The organism is Rhodococcus sp. NPDC004095 (genome assembly GCF_053604015.1).
On record NZ_JBSGGS010000007.1, the window covers coordinates 297609 to 313229 of the forward strand.

The 15621-nt window shown below is 70.5% G+C and carries 13 protein-coding genes; 6 read left to right on the forward strand and 7 right to left on the reverse strand.

Features of this window, described 5'->3' with window-relative positions:
- Window positions 1-21: 21 nt before the first annotated feature.
- The 3 genes from ACWEPG_RS16270 to ACWEPG_RS16280 all read right to left on the reverse strand — a co-directional run bounded on the left by ACWEPG_RS16270 (window position 22) and on the right by ACWEPG_RS16280 (window position 2199).
- On the reverse strand, window positions 22-522 hold the full coding sequence (locus ACWEPG_RS16270) for a thioesterase family protein (protein ID WP_452594792.1): 501 nt from the start codon (window positions 520-522) through the stop codon (window positions 22-24).
- Between the two features lie 88 nt (window positions 523-610).
- Window positions 611-1120, reverse strand: coding sequence for a hypothetical protein (locus ACWEPG_RS16275; RefSeq protein WP_452594793.1), 510 nt, complete (start codon window positions 1118-1120; stop codon window positions 611-613).
- Window positions 1117-2199, reverse strand: coding sequence for a DNA polymerase III subunit beta family protein (locus tag ACWEPG_RS16280; RefSeq protein WP_452594794.1), 1083 nt, complete (start codon window positions 2197-2199; stop codon window positions 1117-1119). Before ACWEPG_RS16280 ends, ACWEPG_RS16275 begins: the two co-directional genes overlap by 4 nt.
- A gap of 102 nt (window positions 2200-2301) precedes the next feature.
- On the opposite strand from ACWEPG_RS16280, the gene ACWEPG_RS16285 reads away from it, so the two are divergent.
- The 3 genes from ACWEPG_RS16285 to purD are packed head-to-tail and all read left to right on the forward strand — an operon-like array spanning window position 2302 to window position 7059.
- The gene (locus tag ACWEPG_RS16285; RefSeq protein WP_452594795.1) at window positions 2302-3552 is read left to right on the forward strand and encodes a glycosyltransferase; all 1251 of its coding nucleotides are present in this window, start codon (window positions 2302-2304) and stop codon (window positions 3550-3552) included.
- A complete protein-coding gene (locus tag ACWEPG_RS16290) occupies window positions 3549-5798 on the forward strand; it encodes a glycosyltransferase family 39 protein (protein WP_452594796.1) in 2250 nt (749 codons plus the stop codon). The genes ACWEPG_RS16285 and ACWEPG_RS16290 overlap by 4 nt, the downstream gene beginning before the upstream one ends.
- A gap of 10 nt (window positions 5799-5808) precedes the next feature.
- Window positions 5809-7059, forward strand: coding sequence for a phosphoribosylamine--glycine ligase (purD, locus tag ACWEPG_RS16295; RefSeq protein WP_452594797.1), 1251 nt, complete (start codon window positions 5809-5811; stop codon window positions 7057-7059).
- Between the two features lie 137 nt (window positions 7060-7196).
- Here the strand turns inward: purD and ACWEPG_RS16300 are convergent, their stop codons facing one another.
- The gene (locus ACWEPG_RS16300; protein WP_450115396.1) at window positions 7197-8318 is read right to left on the reverse strand and encodes an alpha/beta hydrolase family protein; all 1122 of its coding nucleotides are present in this window, start codon (window positions 8316-8318) and stop codon (window positions 7197-7199) included.
- A gap of 269 nt (window positions 8319-8587) precedes the next feature.
- Here ACWEPG_RS16300 and ACWEPG_RS16305 point away from each other — a divergent pair, with 269 nt between their 5' ends.
- Complete coding sequence (locus ACWEPG_RS16305) at window positions 8588-10234, forward strand: GMC family oxidoreductase N-terminal domain-containing protein (RefSeq protein ID WP_450115395.1); 1647 nt, start codon at window positions 8588-8590, stop codon at window positions 10232-10234.
- 15 nt (window positions 10235-10249) lie between these two features.
- On the opposite strand, the gene ACWEPG_RS16310 is transcribed toward ACWEPG_RS16305, so the two are convergent.
- The 3 genes from ACWEPG_RS16310 to ACWEPG_RS16320 are packed head-to-tail and all read right to left on the reverse strand — an operon-like array spanning window position 10250 to window position 13267.
- The gene (locus tag ACWEPG_RS16310; protein WP_450115409.1) at window positions 10250-11071 is read right to left on the reverse strand and encodes an alpha/beta hydrolase; all 822 of its coding nucleotides are present in this window, start codon (window positions 11069-11071) and stop codon (window positions 10250-10252) included.
- Window positions 11072-11129: 58 nt separating this feature from the next.
- Entirely contained in the window at window positions 11130-11867 is a 738-nt protein-coding gene (locus tag ACWEPG_RS16315; protein ID WP_450115408.1) for a 3-hydroxybutyrate dehydrogenase, read from the reverse strand.
- A 26-nt stretch (window positions 11868-11893) separates the two neighbouring features.
- The gene (locus tag ACWEPG_RS16320) at window positions 11894-13267 is read right to left on the reverse strand and encodes an MFS transporter (RefSeq protein ID WP_450115394.1); all 1374 of its coding nucleotides are present in this window, start codon (window positions 13265-13267) and stop codon (window positions 11894-11896) included.
- Between the two features lie 122 nt (window positions 13268-13389).
- Here ACWEPG_RS16320 and ACWEPG_RS16325 point away from each other — a divergent pair, with 122 nt between their 5' ends.
- Both ACWEPG_RS16325 and ACWEPG_RS16330 read left to right on the forward strand, forming a co-directional pair.
- The gene (locus ACWEPG_RS16325) at window positions 13390-14316 is read left to right on the forward strand and encodes a LysR family transcriptional regulator (RefSeq protein ID WP_450115393.1); all 927 of its coding nucleotides are present in this window, start codon (window positions 13390-13392) and stop codon (window positions 14314-14316) included.
- A 9-nt stretch (window positions 14317-14325) separates the two neighbouring features.
- The gene (locus ACWEPG_RS16330; protein ID WP_450133090.1) at window positions 14326-15513 is read left to right on the forward strand and encodes a pyridoxal phosphate-dependent aminotransferase; all 1188 of its coding nucleotides are present in this window, start codon (window positions 14326-14328) and stop codon (window positions 15511-15513) included.
- Window positions 15514-15621 lie beyond the last annotated feature (108 nt).

Consider the following 15621-nt stretch of genomic DNA (forward strand, 5'->3'; position numbering starts at 1 on the left):
CGCCCCGTGGCGGGGAGATCCTCAGGCCCGAACGCCCGGGGTGCGTCCGGTTCCGGCCGGGACCCCGGCGGAACACTGCACCGCCGACAACTGCGCGAGCCTGGCCCGGGCATCCGCCGGGAACGGCGCCACCCGACGAGACCGCAGGTCGAAGTGCAGGTCCAACTGCTCGCCCGTGGCGACGCGTCGACCGGAGGCCAGCGACCGAAGTTCGTGGAAGAAGTGCGCTCGCTTGTCGTCGACCCCGAGCAACCAGGAGTCCACGCCGACCGATTCGCCGAGCCGCAGTTCGTGCTCGTAGGTGATGTGGCTTTCGACAACCACCTTGCCGAACCGCGTCCGCTCGACGTAGTCGTCCCCGAGACCGATGAGATCCGTGAACCGGGCGTGCGCGTCGTAGATCAGCAGCCCGAAGAACTGGGCGTTCATGTGGCCGTTGACGTCGATCCAGTCGTCGCGAACGGTGGCCTCGAAACTCCGGCACGGGCCCGCGCTGGTGGGGACGGACGAGGCCTCGGTCATGACGCGAATGCTAGGAATTCGACCGGTCCGCATCGTGGCCGATTCCCGCCGAGCGGGACAGCGCGGCCGCGATGGCAGTCCCGTGCCGTCAGCCCGCCCGGCCGGGCGCACTCGGGCGCGGGGTCGTCGACCGCTGCCGCACCGCGTCCTCGACCTCGTCGAGCGCGCGACGCAACACGGCGCCGTACTCGTCGTCGGCGAGCGCGTGCGCGCTCCCGCGTCCGGCGTCGACGTGCTCGCGGGCCGCGTCGAACGATCCGAGCCTGCGGAGATTGTCCGCGATGTTCAGGTGCAGCGACGGGTAGAAGCCGGCCACCCGCAGTCCCGGATGGTGGCGCTGCGTGCGCTCGTCGGTGAGCGCCGCCGCCGCATCGAGTGCCCGGACGTCCCAGATCAGGGCCTGTGCCGGGTCCGGGTACAGATCGGCGAGGTAGTGGGCCAGCGTGCAGCGGTGCAGCGCGTCCCCGGTCGGCGTGATCCGCTCCCACAGCGCCAGCAGTTGGCTGCGGGCGGTGTCGGGATCGCCGCCCCGGCCGACGGTCGTCGCCGCGGCGATCGCATCCATGGTGCTGTCGTCGGTCGGATTCGGTGCGCTCATGTGTCGTCTCCTTCGTCAGGGGTCGGGCGGACGGGCATCGCCACGGTGGTCAGATCCCCGTCGTCGGCCGAGCGGACGAGGACGGGCTGGTCGGCTGCCGCGATGTCGAGCATCAGGTCGGGTCCGACCGCGGTCGCGACCGCCGGATGAAGCGTGGTGATCTCGAAGGTGATCTCCGCGTCGGGTCCGTGGACACCGGCGGCGACGACGACCGGGCTCCCGGCCGCGTCGGGTGTCGACACCGCCACCGCCGATCCCGACACCCGCAGCAGCACACGATGGCCGCGTTGCCGTTCGAGGGCGTGCACCAGCGCGTTCCGGGGCACGACGGCCCGCGTGACGACCGGGGCGAGCGCGTCGAGCATCGCGCGGTGGTCGGGGAAGGGGTCGGCCAGCAGGCGGCAGTGCCGGGTGTCGCCGTCGGCGCGCAGGTGCAGGCCGTGGCGGTCGGCGGCCAACTCCACGACGGTCCGGCGCCGCGTCCACGGCAGGGCCAGGCGCAGGTCGTCGCCGTCGAGGGTGCCCGCCCAGTCCATCCGGCAGGGCGGATCGAGCGCCACCGTCCGCGTCGAGAGCCGGTAGCGGTCGGTCGCGGTCAGCACCAGGCACGCGGCGGACGCCTCGAGCCGGACTCCGCCCAGCACCGGATGGTCCGGCTCGTGTGCGGTGGCCGCGAGGACCTGCTCGACGGCCGTCGCGAGCACCGGGCCGGGCACCGTCGCCACCGGCAGCGGCCCGCCGGTGCGGCCGAGACCCCCGCGCACCTCGGCGGCCGTCCGCCGGGCCCGATGCACCTGCTCGGCGAGGTCGTCCACGTGTCGGTCGATCAGGACGGCGGCCTCCTCGGGGCCGGCATCGAGGACCTCCACGATCTTCTCGAGCGGCATGTCGATCTCGCGCAGCCGGCGGATCGTCACGGCACGGTCGAGTTGGTCGCGGGTGTAGTAGCGGTAGCCCGACGCCGCATCGACCTCGGCGGGCTGCAACAGACCCGAATCCGCGTAGAAGCGCAGCGCGCTCGGGGTCAGCCCGCTCGACCGGGCGAAGACCCCGATGGTGATCAGTTCGGCATGTGACACCCGGTCATCATCGGGCTTCAGGTAACCCGAAGGTCAAGGCGCACAGGAAACTGCCAGTCACGGTCCAGCGAGGGCGCAGGTTCGGCCGTCACCGTTGCTGCCATGACGAAGTCTCTCTTTCGCCGCGACCCGCAGCTGCCGATGCCGGCCGCAGGCACGGTGACGCTCGACGTGGTCGTCCCGGTCTACAACGAGGAACGCGACCTCGACCGCTGTGTTCGTAGACTGCACCGGCACCTGGCCGACGCGATGCCCTACCCCAGCCGGATCACGGTCGCGGACAACGCGAGCACCGACACCACCCTCGCCGTCGCGAACCGGCTCGCCGCCGAATTCGACAACGTGCGGGTGGTGCACCTCGACGAGAAGGGCCGCGGCCGCGCCCTGCGGACCGTGTGGAGCGCGTCCGACGCGCAGGTCGTCGCCTACATGGATGTCGACCTGTCGACCGACCTCAACGCGCTGCTGCCGCTGGTGGCGCCGCTGGTGTCGGGGCACTCCGATCTCGCGATCGGCTCCCGGCTCTCGCGCTCGTCGCGGGTGGTGCGCGGACCGAAGCGGGAGGTGATCTCCCGCTGCTACAACCTGATCCTCCGTGGCGCGTTGCGCGCCAGGTTCTCCGACGCCCAGTGCGGTTTCAAGGCGATGCGCACCGATGTCGCGCGCCAGCTGCTGCCGCTCGTGGAGGACACCGGCTGGTTCTTCGACACCGAACTGCTGGTCCTCGCCGAACGCGTCGGGCTGCGGATCCACGAGGTTCCCGTCGACTGGGTGGACGACCCCGACAGCACCGTCGACATCGTCGCGACCGCCGTCGCCGATCTCAAGGGTGTGGTCCGGGTCGGGCGGGCGCTGGCCACCGGCAAACTGCCCGTGGCCGCGCTGCGCACCAGCCTCGGCCGCGAGCCCCTCGTCGCGGGGGTCCCGCACGGGATGGTCGGGCAGCTGGTGCGGTTCGGCGTCGTCGGCATCGGGTCGACACTCGCGTACATGGTGCTGTACCTGATGCTGCACTCGGCGCTCGGCGCGCAGGCCGCGAACTTCACGGCGCTGCTGATCACGGCCGTCCTCAACACCGCGGCCAATCGCGCGTTCACGTTCGGCATCCGCGGATCCGAAGGCGCGGCCCGGCATCAATTGCAGGGTCTCGCCGTGTTCGCGTTCGGACTGCTGCTCACCAGCGGCTCCCTGTTCGTCCTGCACCACTGGGCGCCCGGCGCGTCCCGACACGTGGAGCTCGCGGTCCTCGTGGTCGCGAATCTCGTTGCCACCGTGTCTCGTTTCGTTGCACTCCGGTGGGTGTTCCGGCACCCCACCCCGTTCCGCAGTCAGCCCCAGGGAGTCGACCAGTGACCACAACCTCCGTACTCGACCACGAACCGGTGGTCCCCGACGCCCCCGCACCGCGACCCCGGTCGCGCTGGGAGCCGTGGGCGCTCGCGGCCCTGCTGATCGGCACCGCCGTCGCCTACCTGTGGAACCTCGGTGCCTCCGGCTGGGCCAACTCCTTCTACTCCGCGGCCGTGCAGGCGGGTTCGGTGTCGTGGAAGGCGTTCTTCTTCGGCTCGTCGGACGCCGCGAACTCCATCACCGTCGACAAGCCGCCCGCGTCCCTGTGGATCATGGAACTGTCGGTGCGGGCGTTCGGCCTGAACTCGTGGTCGATCCTGGTGCCGCAGGTGCTGATGGGGGTCGCGTCGGTCGCGCTGCTCTGGGCGATCGTCCGCCGCCGCTTCGGCGCGGGTGCGGGTCTGCTCGCCGGGCTGGTGCTCGCGGTGACTCCCGTCGCCGCGCTGATGTTCCGGTTCAACAACCCCGACGCGCTTCTCGTGCTGCTGACGCTCGCCGCCGCGTGGGCCCTGCTGCGCGCGATCGAGGACGGACGCACCCGCTGGCTCGTGCTCACCGGCGTCTTCGTCGGGTTCGGTTTCCTGACCAAGCAACTGCAGGTGATGCTGGTGGTGCCCCCGCTGGCGTTGACCTACCTGCTGTTCGGCCCGCCGAAGCTCGGCAAGCGGATCGCGCAGCTGTTCGCGGCGCTGGCCGCGATGGTGGTCTCCGCCGGCTGGTGGCTGCTCACCGTCGAACTGTGGCCCGCCGACTCGCGGCCGTGGATCGGTGGCTCGCAGGAGAACTCGATCCTCGAACTGACCCTCGGCTACAACGGGCTCGGCCGCCTCAACGGCAACGAGCGCGGCAGCGTCACCCCCGGCCGCGACGGCGGTGCCGTCCAGGGGCTGGGCGCCGGCCAGGGTGCCGGCGGCGCGGTGGCCGAGACGGCGGTGGGTGCGGTGCCCGGCGGGATGCCGCCCGGAGGCCCCGGCGGAGGCGGTGGCGGCATGTGGGGGAGCACCGGCATCACCCGCATGTTCGACTCCGCTCAGGGCGGGCAGATCGCGTGGCTGATCCCGGCCGCGCTGATCCTGGGCGTCCTCGGAATCGTGTTGCGGGGCAGGCTCGCCCGCACGGACAGCAAACGCGCCACGTTCGTGCTGTTCGGGTCCTGGCTGCTGACCACGGGTCTGGTGTTCAGCTTCATGGCCGGCATCTTCCACGCCTACTACACCGTGGCGCTGGCGCCGATGATCGGCGCGCTCGTCGGTGCCGGCGCGGTCACCGCCTGGCGCCACCGCGACCTGTTGTGGGTGCGCGTGACCTCCGCCGTCACGATGCTCGTCACCGCGGTGTGGTCGTGGGAGCTGCTCGGCCGCAGCGCAACCTTCGTGCCCTGGCTGCGCTGGGTGGTGCTCGTCGTCGGTGTGGTCGCCGCAGCCGGGTTGCTGCTGCCCCGGTTGACCGGCCGACTCGCCGCCGGGGTCGCGGTCGCCGTCCTGCTCGCGGGACTGGCCGGGCCCACCGCGTACGCCGTCCACACCATCGCGACCCCGCACACGGGCTCGATCGTCTCCGCCGGCCCGAACACCGGGGGCATGGGCTTCGGTGGCCGCGGCGGTCCGGGCGGTGCAGACGGCCGCGCCGCCGGACAGCGGATGGGCGGGCAGATGCCCGGTGCGATGGGCCAGTCGCCCGGCGGGACGGGGCAGATGCCCGGCGGGATGGGGCAGACGCCCGGCGGGATGGGGCAGACGCCCGGCGGGATGGGGCAGATGCCCGGCGGGATGGGGCAGGCGCCCGGCGTCGGTCGGGACGGCTTCGCGCAGGCGCCCGGCGGCCTGCCGACGGGAGAGCTGCCCGGCGGCATGGGTGGCGGCGCGGTCGGTGGGCTGCTCAACGGCAGCCGGCCGAGCGACGAACTGACCGCGCTGCTGACCGACGGCGCCGACCGCTACACCTGGGTCGCCGCCGCGATCGGCTCCAACAGCGCATCGGGCTACCAGCTGGCCACCCAGCGGCCGGTGATGCCGATCGGCGGGTTCAACGGCAGTGACCCGTCACCGACCCTGCAGCAGTTCCAGCAGTACGTCGACGAGGGGAAGGTCCACTACTTCATCGCCGGCGGCGGCATGGGCGGCGGCATGGGCGGCAGCGGTACGGCGTCGGAAATCACGCAATGGGTGACGCAGAACTTCACCTCCAGCACCGTCGACGGGGTCACGCTGTACGACCTGACCGCGCCGACCGGGCAGACCGGAACGTAGTCTGAGGTCCGTGCGCGTACTCGTTATCGGCTCCGGAGCCCGTGAACATGCCCTTCTGCTCGCCCTGTCCCGTGATCCGGGCGTGACGGCGCTCTTCGCGGCTCCCGGCAACGCCGGCACCGCGAAGATCGCCGAGCAGCACCCGGTGGACGCGGCCTCCGGTGAGGCCGTCGTCGCCCTCGCCAGGCAGGTCGAGGCCGATCTGGTGGTGATCGGACCGGAGGTGCCGCTGGTCGCCGGTGTCGCCGACGCCGTGCGGGCGGCGGGCATCGCCTGCTTCGGGCCGTCCGCCGACGCAGCCCGGATCGAAGGCTCCAAGGCGTTCGCCAAGGACGTCATGGCCGCCGCCGGGGTGAAGACCGCGCACAGCGAGGTCGTCGACAACCCGGCCACGCTGGACGAGGCACTCGACCGGTTCGGCCCGAACTGGGTCGTCAAGGACGACGGGCTCGCCGCGGGCAAGGGCGTCGTCGTCACCACGGACCGGGCCGCCGCCCGCGCGCATGCCGCCGACATCCTCGAGCACGGGCACCCGGTGCTGCTCGAGTCGTTCCTCGACGGCCCCGAGGTGTCCCTGTTCTGCCTCGTCGACGGCGAGACCGTGGTGCCGCTGCTGCCCGCGCAGGACCACAAGCGCGTCGGCGACGGCGACACCGGCCCGAACACCGGCGGCATGGGTGCCTACACCCCGCTGCCGTGGCTGCCTGCCGAGACCGTCACCGCGATCGTCGAGGACGTCGTCAAGCCGGTCGCGGCCGAACTGGTCGCACGGGGCAGCGGTTTCTCCGGCCTGCTGTACGCCGGCCTGGCCATCGGCAAGGAGGGCCCGGCCGTCGTCGAGTTCAACTGCCGCTTCGGTGATCCCGAGACGCAGGCCGTGCTGGCGCTGCTCGAGTCGCCGCTCGGCGAGGCGCTGAACGCGACCGCGACCGGCACCCTCGCGTCGCTGCCGCCGCTGCACTGGCGGGACGGCGCCGCCGTCACCGTCGTGCTGGCCGCCGAGAACTACCCGGGCACCCCGCGCACCGGTGACAAGATCGTCGGCGCCGAGGGCGAAGGTGTCCTGCACGCCGGGACCAAGGTCGCGGACGGTGCGGTCGTGTCGGCCGGCGGCCGGGTGCTCAGCGTCGTCGGAACCGGCGCGGACCTCGAGGGCGCCCGCGCCGACGCCTACGCCAGGCTCGACGCGATCAAGCTGCCCGGCGGGCACTTCCGCACCGACATCGGCCTCGCCGCCGTCGAGGGTCGCATCAGCATCTGATCCCGCCCGTCGTCCGACCCCGCCCGGTCCCAGGGGCGTCCGGAGCCCGACTGCCCCGGCGAGTGAACGGAACATTCAGTCGATCTGATCGAGTGAACGCTTCCGTTCAGTCGCCGGGTGGGGGTACGGGGAGGTGGTCAGCGGAGGATGCGCTCGAGGAAGGCGCCCGCTTCGGGGATCGACTGTTCGAGGCCGTCGACGTGCCCGGCGGACGGCAGTTCGAGCTGGTACTGCTGGCCGGCCACCGTGAGTTCGGCCGCGAACAACAGGCCCAACGCAGGCGGAACGACCCGATCGCTGAGCCCCTGCACCAGCATGACCGGACGGTCGAAGCCGTACGGGGAAACCCCGAGATAGTCCGTCAGCGCCTGCGGGACGGGCGTGCCGGCCAGTGACCGCACGAACATGCTGCCGACCGACATCGCGTTCGCGCGCGGTTTGAACTGTGCGAGTGGGGTGGTGTCGGCGGCGTCGACCAGGTCCCGGCCGAGTGGCGTCAGGTACTGATTCAGGTCGAGGTCGGGCCGGGATTCGCGCAGTCCGGCAGCGATGTACGCGAGGTACAGGGTCAGTCCGTCGAGCCGCAGGTTCGGGAAGTCGGGTCCGGCGAGGGCGGCCAGGCGGTCCAGGTTGGTCGGCGCCCCGCTGGCGAAGGTGCCGCGGAAATCCAGTTCGGGAGCCAGGGATTCGGCGCGCGTTGCGGTCGCGAGGGCCGCATGCCCGCCCTGCGACTGGCCCGCGACGGCCCACCGCGACGCCGCCGCCGGGTACAGCTCCCGGGCGGCTCGCACCGAGTCGACGACGTTGCGTGCAGCCACGTCGGCGTCCAGGTACGGGTGCAGGCCAGGGGTTCCGAGACCCGCGTAGTCGGTCGCCACCACCAGGAATCCGCGGTCGAGCCAGTCCCCGAACAGCGTGCGATAGATGGGGTAGTTCACCCCGTTGCGCGACGGCGCGTCCCCGTCGGCCATCCCGACGGTGCCGTGCGCCCATGCGACGATCGGCCAACCGCCCTGCGGCGGGGTGCCTTCGGGTTCGAACACCATGCCTCCGGACAGGCCGCCGGCCCCCGCGGTCCGGTACGTGAAGGTGCGGGCCTCGGCCGCGCCCGGCACTTCCGACGCAGGACCGGCCGGAGCGCTCTCGACAACGATGCCTGCCGGGTCGGCCGCGGCGGGCCCGGCGCCGGTGGCGGCGCCGAACGTGGTCACGAGTGCGGCGGCGACCGCGGCCGCGGTGCGTCGGGTGGCTCTGGGCATGGTGGCCTTTCGGTCGGGGACGGTACTCGTTGCCCGACCTTAGTGACGCCGCTCCCGGCCGTGGGGTGCGTCGTTTCCCGAGATTCATGCCTCGAACGCGACGCGGGCAAGGAGGTTACCGTCGAACCTGCCTGTCTCGCAGGGAATTTCGATGGGTTCGGATGATTCTTACCAAGTGCACAAATTACCTGCCGGTAATGGAGGTTCGGCCGAGAACTCGACTGTATAACGGGTCAGTCCATATTCGATTGTGACCGAAAGAGGCTTCGTTGAGCGAGTTCCGGACGTCCCGCAATGCCATCACCTCCGCCCGGCTGAACCGTCGAAGGTTCCTGGCGGCATCGGGTTTCGCGGTCGGTGCCGCAGCACTGTCCTCGTCGTGGGTGTCCGCCGCCGCCGCGCCGCGACGCGCGCTGAACACCGGCGACCGGGTGCCCGCCCTGATCATCGGCAGTGGCTACGGTGGCTCGGTCACCGCCCTGCGCCTGGCCCAGGCCGGCATCGACGCGCACATCGTCGAGATGGGCCGGGAGTGGACCACCCCCGGTTCCGACGGCAAGATCTTCTCCGGCATGCTCAGCCCCGACAAGCGCTCCACGTGGCTGTCCACCACGACGGATCAGCCGGTCAGCAACTTCATGGGCTTCGGCATCAACAAGAGCATCGACAAATACGTCGGCGTGCTCGACTCCGAGAAGTTCGGGGGCATCAAGGTCTACCAGGGCCGCGGCGTCGGCGGCGGCTCCCTCGTCAACGGCGGTATGGCCGTCACCCCGAAGCGGTCCTGGTTCGAGGAGATCCTGCCCTCGGTCGACGCGAACGAGATGTACAACACCTTCTTCCCGCGCGCGAACTCGACGCTGGGTGTGAACAACATCGATCAGTCGTGGTTCGAGTCGACCCCGTGGTACGGGTTCGCCCGGACCGGCCGCAAGACCGCCGAGCGGTCCGGCTTCGCAACGGCTTTCGTTCCGAACGTGTACGACTTCGACTACATGAAGAAGGAGGCCGCCGGCCAGGCCGCCGCCTCGGCCCTCGGCGGCGAGGTCATCTACGGCAACAACGCAGGCAAGAAGTCCCTCGACAAGACCTATCTCGCACAGGCCGCGGCGACCGGCAAGGTCACCATCTCCAGCCTGCACCGCGTCACCAAGGTCGCTCCCGCGTCCGGCGCCGGATACGACGTCACGATGGAGCAGATCGACGAGCAGGGCAACGTCGTCGCAACCAAGACGGTGACCGCGGACAAGGTCTTCTTCGCCGCAGGCAGCGTCGGCACCAGCAAGCTGCTCGTCTCGATGAAGGCGCAGGGGCACCTGCCCAACCTGTCGTCGGAGGTCGGCGAGGGCTGGGGCAACAACGGCAACATCATGGTCGGCCGCGCGAACCACATGTGGGACGCCACCGGCAGCAAGCAGGCCACCATCCCCACCATGGGCATCGACAACTGGTCGGACGCGGCGGCGCCGATCTTCGCCGAGATCGCCCCGCTCCCGGCGGGCCTCGAGACCTACGTCAGCCTCTACCTGGCGATCACGAAGAACCCGGAACGCGCTCGGTTCCAGTTCAACTCGGGCACCGGCAAGGTCGACCTCACCTGGACTGCGGCGCAGAACCAGAAGGGCATCGACATGACCAAGGCGGTCTTCGACAAGATCAACAAGAAGGAAGGGACGATCTACCGGACCGACCTGTTCGGCGTCACCAAGACGTGGGGCGACCACTTCACGTACCACCCGCTCGGCGGCGCCGTGCTGAACAAGGCCACCGACAACCACGGACGGCTCAACGGCTACTCCGGGCTGTACGTGATGGACGGGGCGCTGGTCCCCGGCAACACCGGCGTGAACCCGTTCGTGACGATCACCGCGCTCGCCGAGCGGAACATCGAGAACATCATCGCGAGTGACATGTAGCGCACACGGGCCCCGCTACTCCTGAGGGTCGATCCGGTCGGCCAGCGCGGCCACCGCGCCGGCCACGACGTCGCCGAACATGACGGCGTCGTTGTGGCCGGCGCCGTCCAGCGCGACCACGTCGACCGGTCCACGGGCGGCCGCCGCCACGGCCCTGCTCTGCTCGGGTGGCACGATGTCGTCCGCGGTGCCGTACACGACGGTCGTCGGGACGTCGACGCGCGACACCGCGTCCGCGACCGCGAACCTGTCCCGCAGCAGGAACCCGACGGGTAACCCGAAGAACATGCGGCGCGCGAGGGACTCCAGGTCGGTGAACGGCGACCGGAGCAGCAGTCCAGCCGGCGGATGCTCGAGCGCCAGGTCCGTCGCCACCGCGGTGCCCAGGCTCTCGCCGAAGTGCAACAGCCGCGACGGTCGTACGCCCTTGTCCCGTGTCAGGAACCGGTGTGCGGCCCGGGCGTCGAGTCCGAGTCCCGTGGACGTCGGCGTCCCCGGATTGCCGCCGTACCCGCGGTAGTCGAAGAGCAGCACCGCGAAGCCGTCGCGGGCGAGCGCGGCCGCGAGGGAGGCCCGGCCCGCGCGGTTGCCGCCGTTGCCGTTGGTGACGAGCACGGTGAGGTCGCGACCGGGCGCCGCGGTCGGAGGGACGTACCATCCGCGCAGTTCGAGGCCGTCGGCCGTCGTCAACCGGACGTCCTCGGCGCCGGGCAACACGCTCGATGCGGGCGGCACGGGGGAGTTGTCGGGGAAGTAGATCAGCCGGCGTTGGAACCACCAGGCGACGAGCGCGAGGACGCACAGCAGGGCGAGCACGGTCACCAGGACACGCAGCAGGATCGACGCCGACGGCACCACCGCTCCAGTGTGTGCCGGTCGGCGCCGATCGGCGGCCTCACCGTGCCGTCCAACCACCGTCCATGGTGTAGGACGCACCGGTGACCATCGCTGCGCCGGGGGCGGCCAGCCAGGTGACGAGATCGGCCACCTCCGCGGGCTCGACCAGGCGCTTGATCGCGCTCTCGGTGAGCATGACCTTCTCGACAACCTCCGACTCGCTGATGCCGTGCACCTGTGCCTGATCGGCGATCTGCTTCTGCACCAACGGTGTCGAGACGTACCCGGGATTCACGCAGTTGCTCGTAACGCCGTGCGGACCGCCCTCGAGGGCCGTCACCTTCGACAGTCCTTCGAGTCCGTGCTTCGCGGTGACGTACGCGGACTTGTAGGCCGACGCGCGCAGCCCGTGAACCGAGGACACATTGACGACCCGGCCGAATCCGTTCGCGTACATGTGCGGTAGCGCCGCGCGGATCAACAGGAACGGCGCCTCGACCATGAGGGTCTGGATCCGCCGGAAGTCGGCCGGGAGGAAATCCTCGATCGCGCTGACCGTCTGGATGCCGGCGTTGTTGACGAGGATGTCGGTCTCCAGCACCAGGTTCTCGAGTGCCCCGGTGTCGAGGAGGTCGACGCGCCAGGCGGAGCCGTCGATCTCCTCGGCCAGGGACTCGGCGGCCACGTCGTCGAGATCGGCGACGGTGACGTGCGCTCCGCGGGCGGCGAGGGCGCGGGCGGACGCCGCCCCGATGCCGCTGGCGCCGCCGGTGACCAGTGCCCGCCTGCCTGTCAGGGTCTGTTCCGGTCGGGTGTGCTCGGTCACGCGGGGACACCGGCCTTCTCGCTCGCGAGGATCCGGGCGTCCGCGGCGTCGACCGACTCGAGCGAGATGCCCTTGGTCTCCCGGGCCACGAGCACCGCGACCGCAGTGATCAGGCAGGACGCTGCCAGGTAGATCGCGATCGGCCACGCGGAGTCGTAGCGGCTGAGGAGGCCGGTCGCGATGATCGGGGCTAGTGAGCCGGCCACGATGGACGTCACCTGATAGCCGAGCGAGACACCCGAGTACCGCATGCGCGTCGGGAACATCTCCGCCATGATCGCCGGCTGCCCCGCGTACATGAATGCGTGGAACACGAGGCCGATGATGATCGCGCCGAGGATGACCACGCTGTGGCCGCTGTTCATCATCGGGAATGCGAAGAAGCCCCAGGTGCCCGCCGTGACCGCGCCGATCATGTAGACCGGCCGGCGGCCGATGGTGTCGGACAGGCGGCCCACCAACGGGATCACCGCGAAGTGGACGGCGTGCGCGATCAGCATCCACCACAGGATCTGCGCGGTGTCGGTCTTCACCACCACCTTCAGGTAGGTGATCGAGAAGGTGACGACCAGGTAGTACATGACGTTCTCGCCGAAGCGGAGCCCCATCGCGGTCAGGACGCCACGGGGGTAACGCCTGAGCACCTCGACCACGCTGAACGAGGTGGCCTTGATCTCCTCGGCCTCCTTCTGGGCCTGGACGAAGATCGGCGCGTCGGTCACCTTGGTGCGGATGTAGTAGCCGACGAGGACGATCACGGCGGACAACCAGAACGCCACGCGCCAGCCCCAGCTCAGGAAGGCGGCATCGGTCAGCGTCGTCGTGAGGATCAGCAGGACGACGGTCGCGACCAGGTTGCCCGCCGGCACACCGGCCTGCGGCCACGACGCCCAGAATCCGCGCGAGCGGTTCGGGCTGTGCTCGGCGACGAGCAGCACGGCCCCACCCCATTCGCCGCCGACCGCGAAGCCCTGGACGAACCGCAACGTCACCAACAGCGCCGGAGCCCAGTAGCCGATCTGTCCGAATGTGGGAAGGCAGCCCATCAGGAAGGTCGCGACGCCGACGAGGAGGAGGCTGAACTGCAGGAGTTGCTTGCGGCCGAACTTGTCGCCGAAGTGACCGAACACGATGCCGCCGAGCGGTCGGGCGACGAAGCCGACGGCGTAGGTCACGAAGGCGGCGATGACGGCGTCGAGTTCGTTGCCGCCGGCGGGAAAGAACACCTTGCTGAACACGAGGGTGGCCGCGGTTCCGTACAGGAAGAACTCGTACCACTCGACGACGGTGCCCGCCATCGAGGCGCCGACCACCTTCTTCAATCCCGAAGGCGGGTTGTCCTGCGCCCTCGTCGACTCGCCGACACTCATGCGTAACTCCTCGTCCGGGTGATGTGACCGGTGCCACAGCTGCTTGTTCCTGCCGAGTATCGATGCATATTTCTGCGCTCACAATGACGCAAGCTGCACGCACGATGTGCGAATATGCAGTTATGGTGACCGGGCCCAGCGCAGACGATCTGCTGATAATGCTGGCGGTCGCGAGGACCGGTCGCTTCAACGCGGCAGCCGACGATCTCGGCGTCAACCACACGACCATCTCCCGGCGGATCGCTTCACTCGAACGGAGCCTCGGTGGCCGGGTGCTCGCCAGGGCCGCGGGCGGGTGGGAGCTCACGGATCTGGGCAGACAGGCGCTTGCCGCCGCCGAACGGGTCGAAGCGGCCGTGCGCGGACTCGTCGCCGACCCGGCCGGCGACAACCACCTCAAGGGCGTCGTCCGACTCTCGGCCACCGACGGGTTCAGCGCCTACATCGCGGCGCCGGCCGGGTCGCTACTGCGCCGACGACACCCCGGTGTGTCCGTCGAGATCGTCGCGGTGACCCGACGGGCGTCGCAGCAGCGGTCCGGCCTCGACATCGAGGTCGTCGTCGGCAAGCCCCAGGTCCACCGTGCCGAAGCGATGTGGCTGGCGGACTACACCCTGGGCCTGTACGGGTCGCGGGCGTACCTCGCGCAGCACGGCTCGCCACGGACGGTCGCCGAACTGGCCGACCACTCCCTCGTCTACTTCATCGACTCCATGCTGCAGGTCGACGAACTCGACCTGGCGCGGCGGCTGACCGTCTCGATGCGGGAATCGGTGACGTCCACCAACGTCTTCGTGCACGTCGAGGCGACCCGGGCCGCTGCGGGCATCGGACTGCTGCCCTGTTTCATGGCCGATCGCCACGACGACCTGGTACGCGTGCTGCCGACGAAGGTGGAGGCGCGGCTCGCCTACTGGCTCGTGACCCGACCCGAGGGTCTGCGTCGTCCCGAGGTCGCCGCGGTGATCGGGGCGCTCCGGGAGACCGTCGACGCGCAGCGGGGCGCCCTCCTGGGGGGAGTGGGTCCGTCCACGCCGCCGCCGCGCTAGCGTCGAGGTGTGCGTGCAGAATCCCAGCGGTCCCAGGTTCCCACCTTCCACGTCATGGACGTGTGGAAGGCGGCGACCGAACGGGCCCGCACCCACGGCGACGTCCTGACCCTCGCCGCCGGACAGCCTTCGACGCCGGCGCCTGCGCCCGTGCTGCGGGCGGCCAGGGAGGCGATCGACACCCAGGTGCTCGGCTACACCGAAACCCTCGGAATCGCGGCGTTGCGGGAGGCGATCGCCGGCTACCACTCGCGCGAGTCGGGAATCGACGTCGACCCGGAGAACGTCGTCGTCACCACCGGGTCCTCCGGTGCGTTCACCCTGCTGTTCCTCGCCGCGTTCGACGCCGGCGACACCGTCGTCGTGGCCCGGCCCGGCTATCCCGCGTACCGCAACACCCTCGCCGCGCTCGGCTGCCGCGTCGTCGAACTCGACTGCGGACCGCAGACCCGCTACCAGCCGACCGTCGCGATGCTCGACGCGCTCGACGCACCGCCCGCGGGCTTGATCGTCGCCAGCCCGGCCAACCCGACCGGCACCGTCATCGACCCCGTGGAACTCGCTGCCCTCGCCCGCTGGTGCGAGGACCACGGCACCCTGCTGATCTCCGACGAGATCTACCACGGCATCGAGTTCGGGACGTCGACCGAGCCGAGCGGTGTGCCGGTGGCCGTCTCGAGCGCATGGGAGACCTCCCGCGAGTCCATCGTCATCGGGTCGGTGTCGAAGTACTTCTCGATGACCGGCTGGCGGCTCGGCTGGGCGCTGGTGCCCGACGCCATGCTGCGGCCACTGCAGCGGTTGGCGTCGAACATGACCGTGTGTCCGCCTGCGATCTCGCAGTATGCGGCCGTCGCCGCCTTCACCGAGGAGTCGCGCGCCGAACTGGACGGTCACGTGCGGCGGTATGCGGTCAACCGCGACCTGCTGCTCGCCGAACTGCCGCGGCTCGGCATCACCGAACTCGCCCCCGCGGACGGCGCCTTCTACGTGTACGCCGGGATCGGCCACCTCACCGACGACTCCACGGCGTGGTGTGCGGAACTGTTGCGCGAGACCGGGGTTGCGGTTGCGCCGGGCATCGACTTCGACACCGTTCACGGCGACCGGACACTGCGCATGTCGTTCGCCGGCGAGACCCACGAGGTCGCCGAGGCCCTCGCCCGGCTCGAACGCAGCGCGGCACTGCGCGGCTGACGCCGAGCGTTCGTCTCGGTGTCCGGCCGCGACCTGTGCGCTCTCACCTGACGGGAAGTGTCAAACGCGAATTCGCCATTTCGGCACCGGCTTTCGACTCCGCTGCCA

What these genes read in the sequence shown, in the direction of transcription:
- ACWEPG_RS16320 (WP_450115394.1), bottom strand. Translation starts at nt 13,267, where the DNA reads ATGAGTGTCGGCGAGTCGACGAGGGCGCAGGACAACCCGCCTTCGGGA.
- ACWEPG_RS16275 (WP_452594793.1), bottom strand. Translation starts at nt 1,120, where the DNA reads ATGAGCGCACCGAATCCGACCGACGACAGCACCATGGATGCGATCGCC.
- ACWEPG_RS16270 (WP_452594792.1), bottom strand. Translation starts at nt 522, where the DNA reads ATGACCGAGGCCTCGTCCGTCCCCACCAGCGCGGGCCCGTGCCGGAGT.
- ACWEPG_RS16325 (WP_450115393.1), top strand. Translation starts at nt 13,390, where the DNA reads ATGGTGACCGGGCCCAGCGCAGACGATCTGCTGATAATGCTGGCGGTC.
- ACWEPG_RS16300 (WP_450115396.1), bottom strand. Translation starts at nt 8,318, where the DNA reads ATGCCCAGAGCCACCCGACGCACCGCGGCCGCGGTCGCCGCCGCACTC.
- ACWEPG_RS16285 (WP_452594795.1), top strand. Translation starts at nt 2,302, where the DNA reads ATGACGAAGTCTCTCTTTCGCCGCGACCCGCAGCTGCCGATGCCGGCC.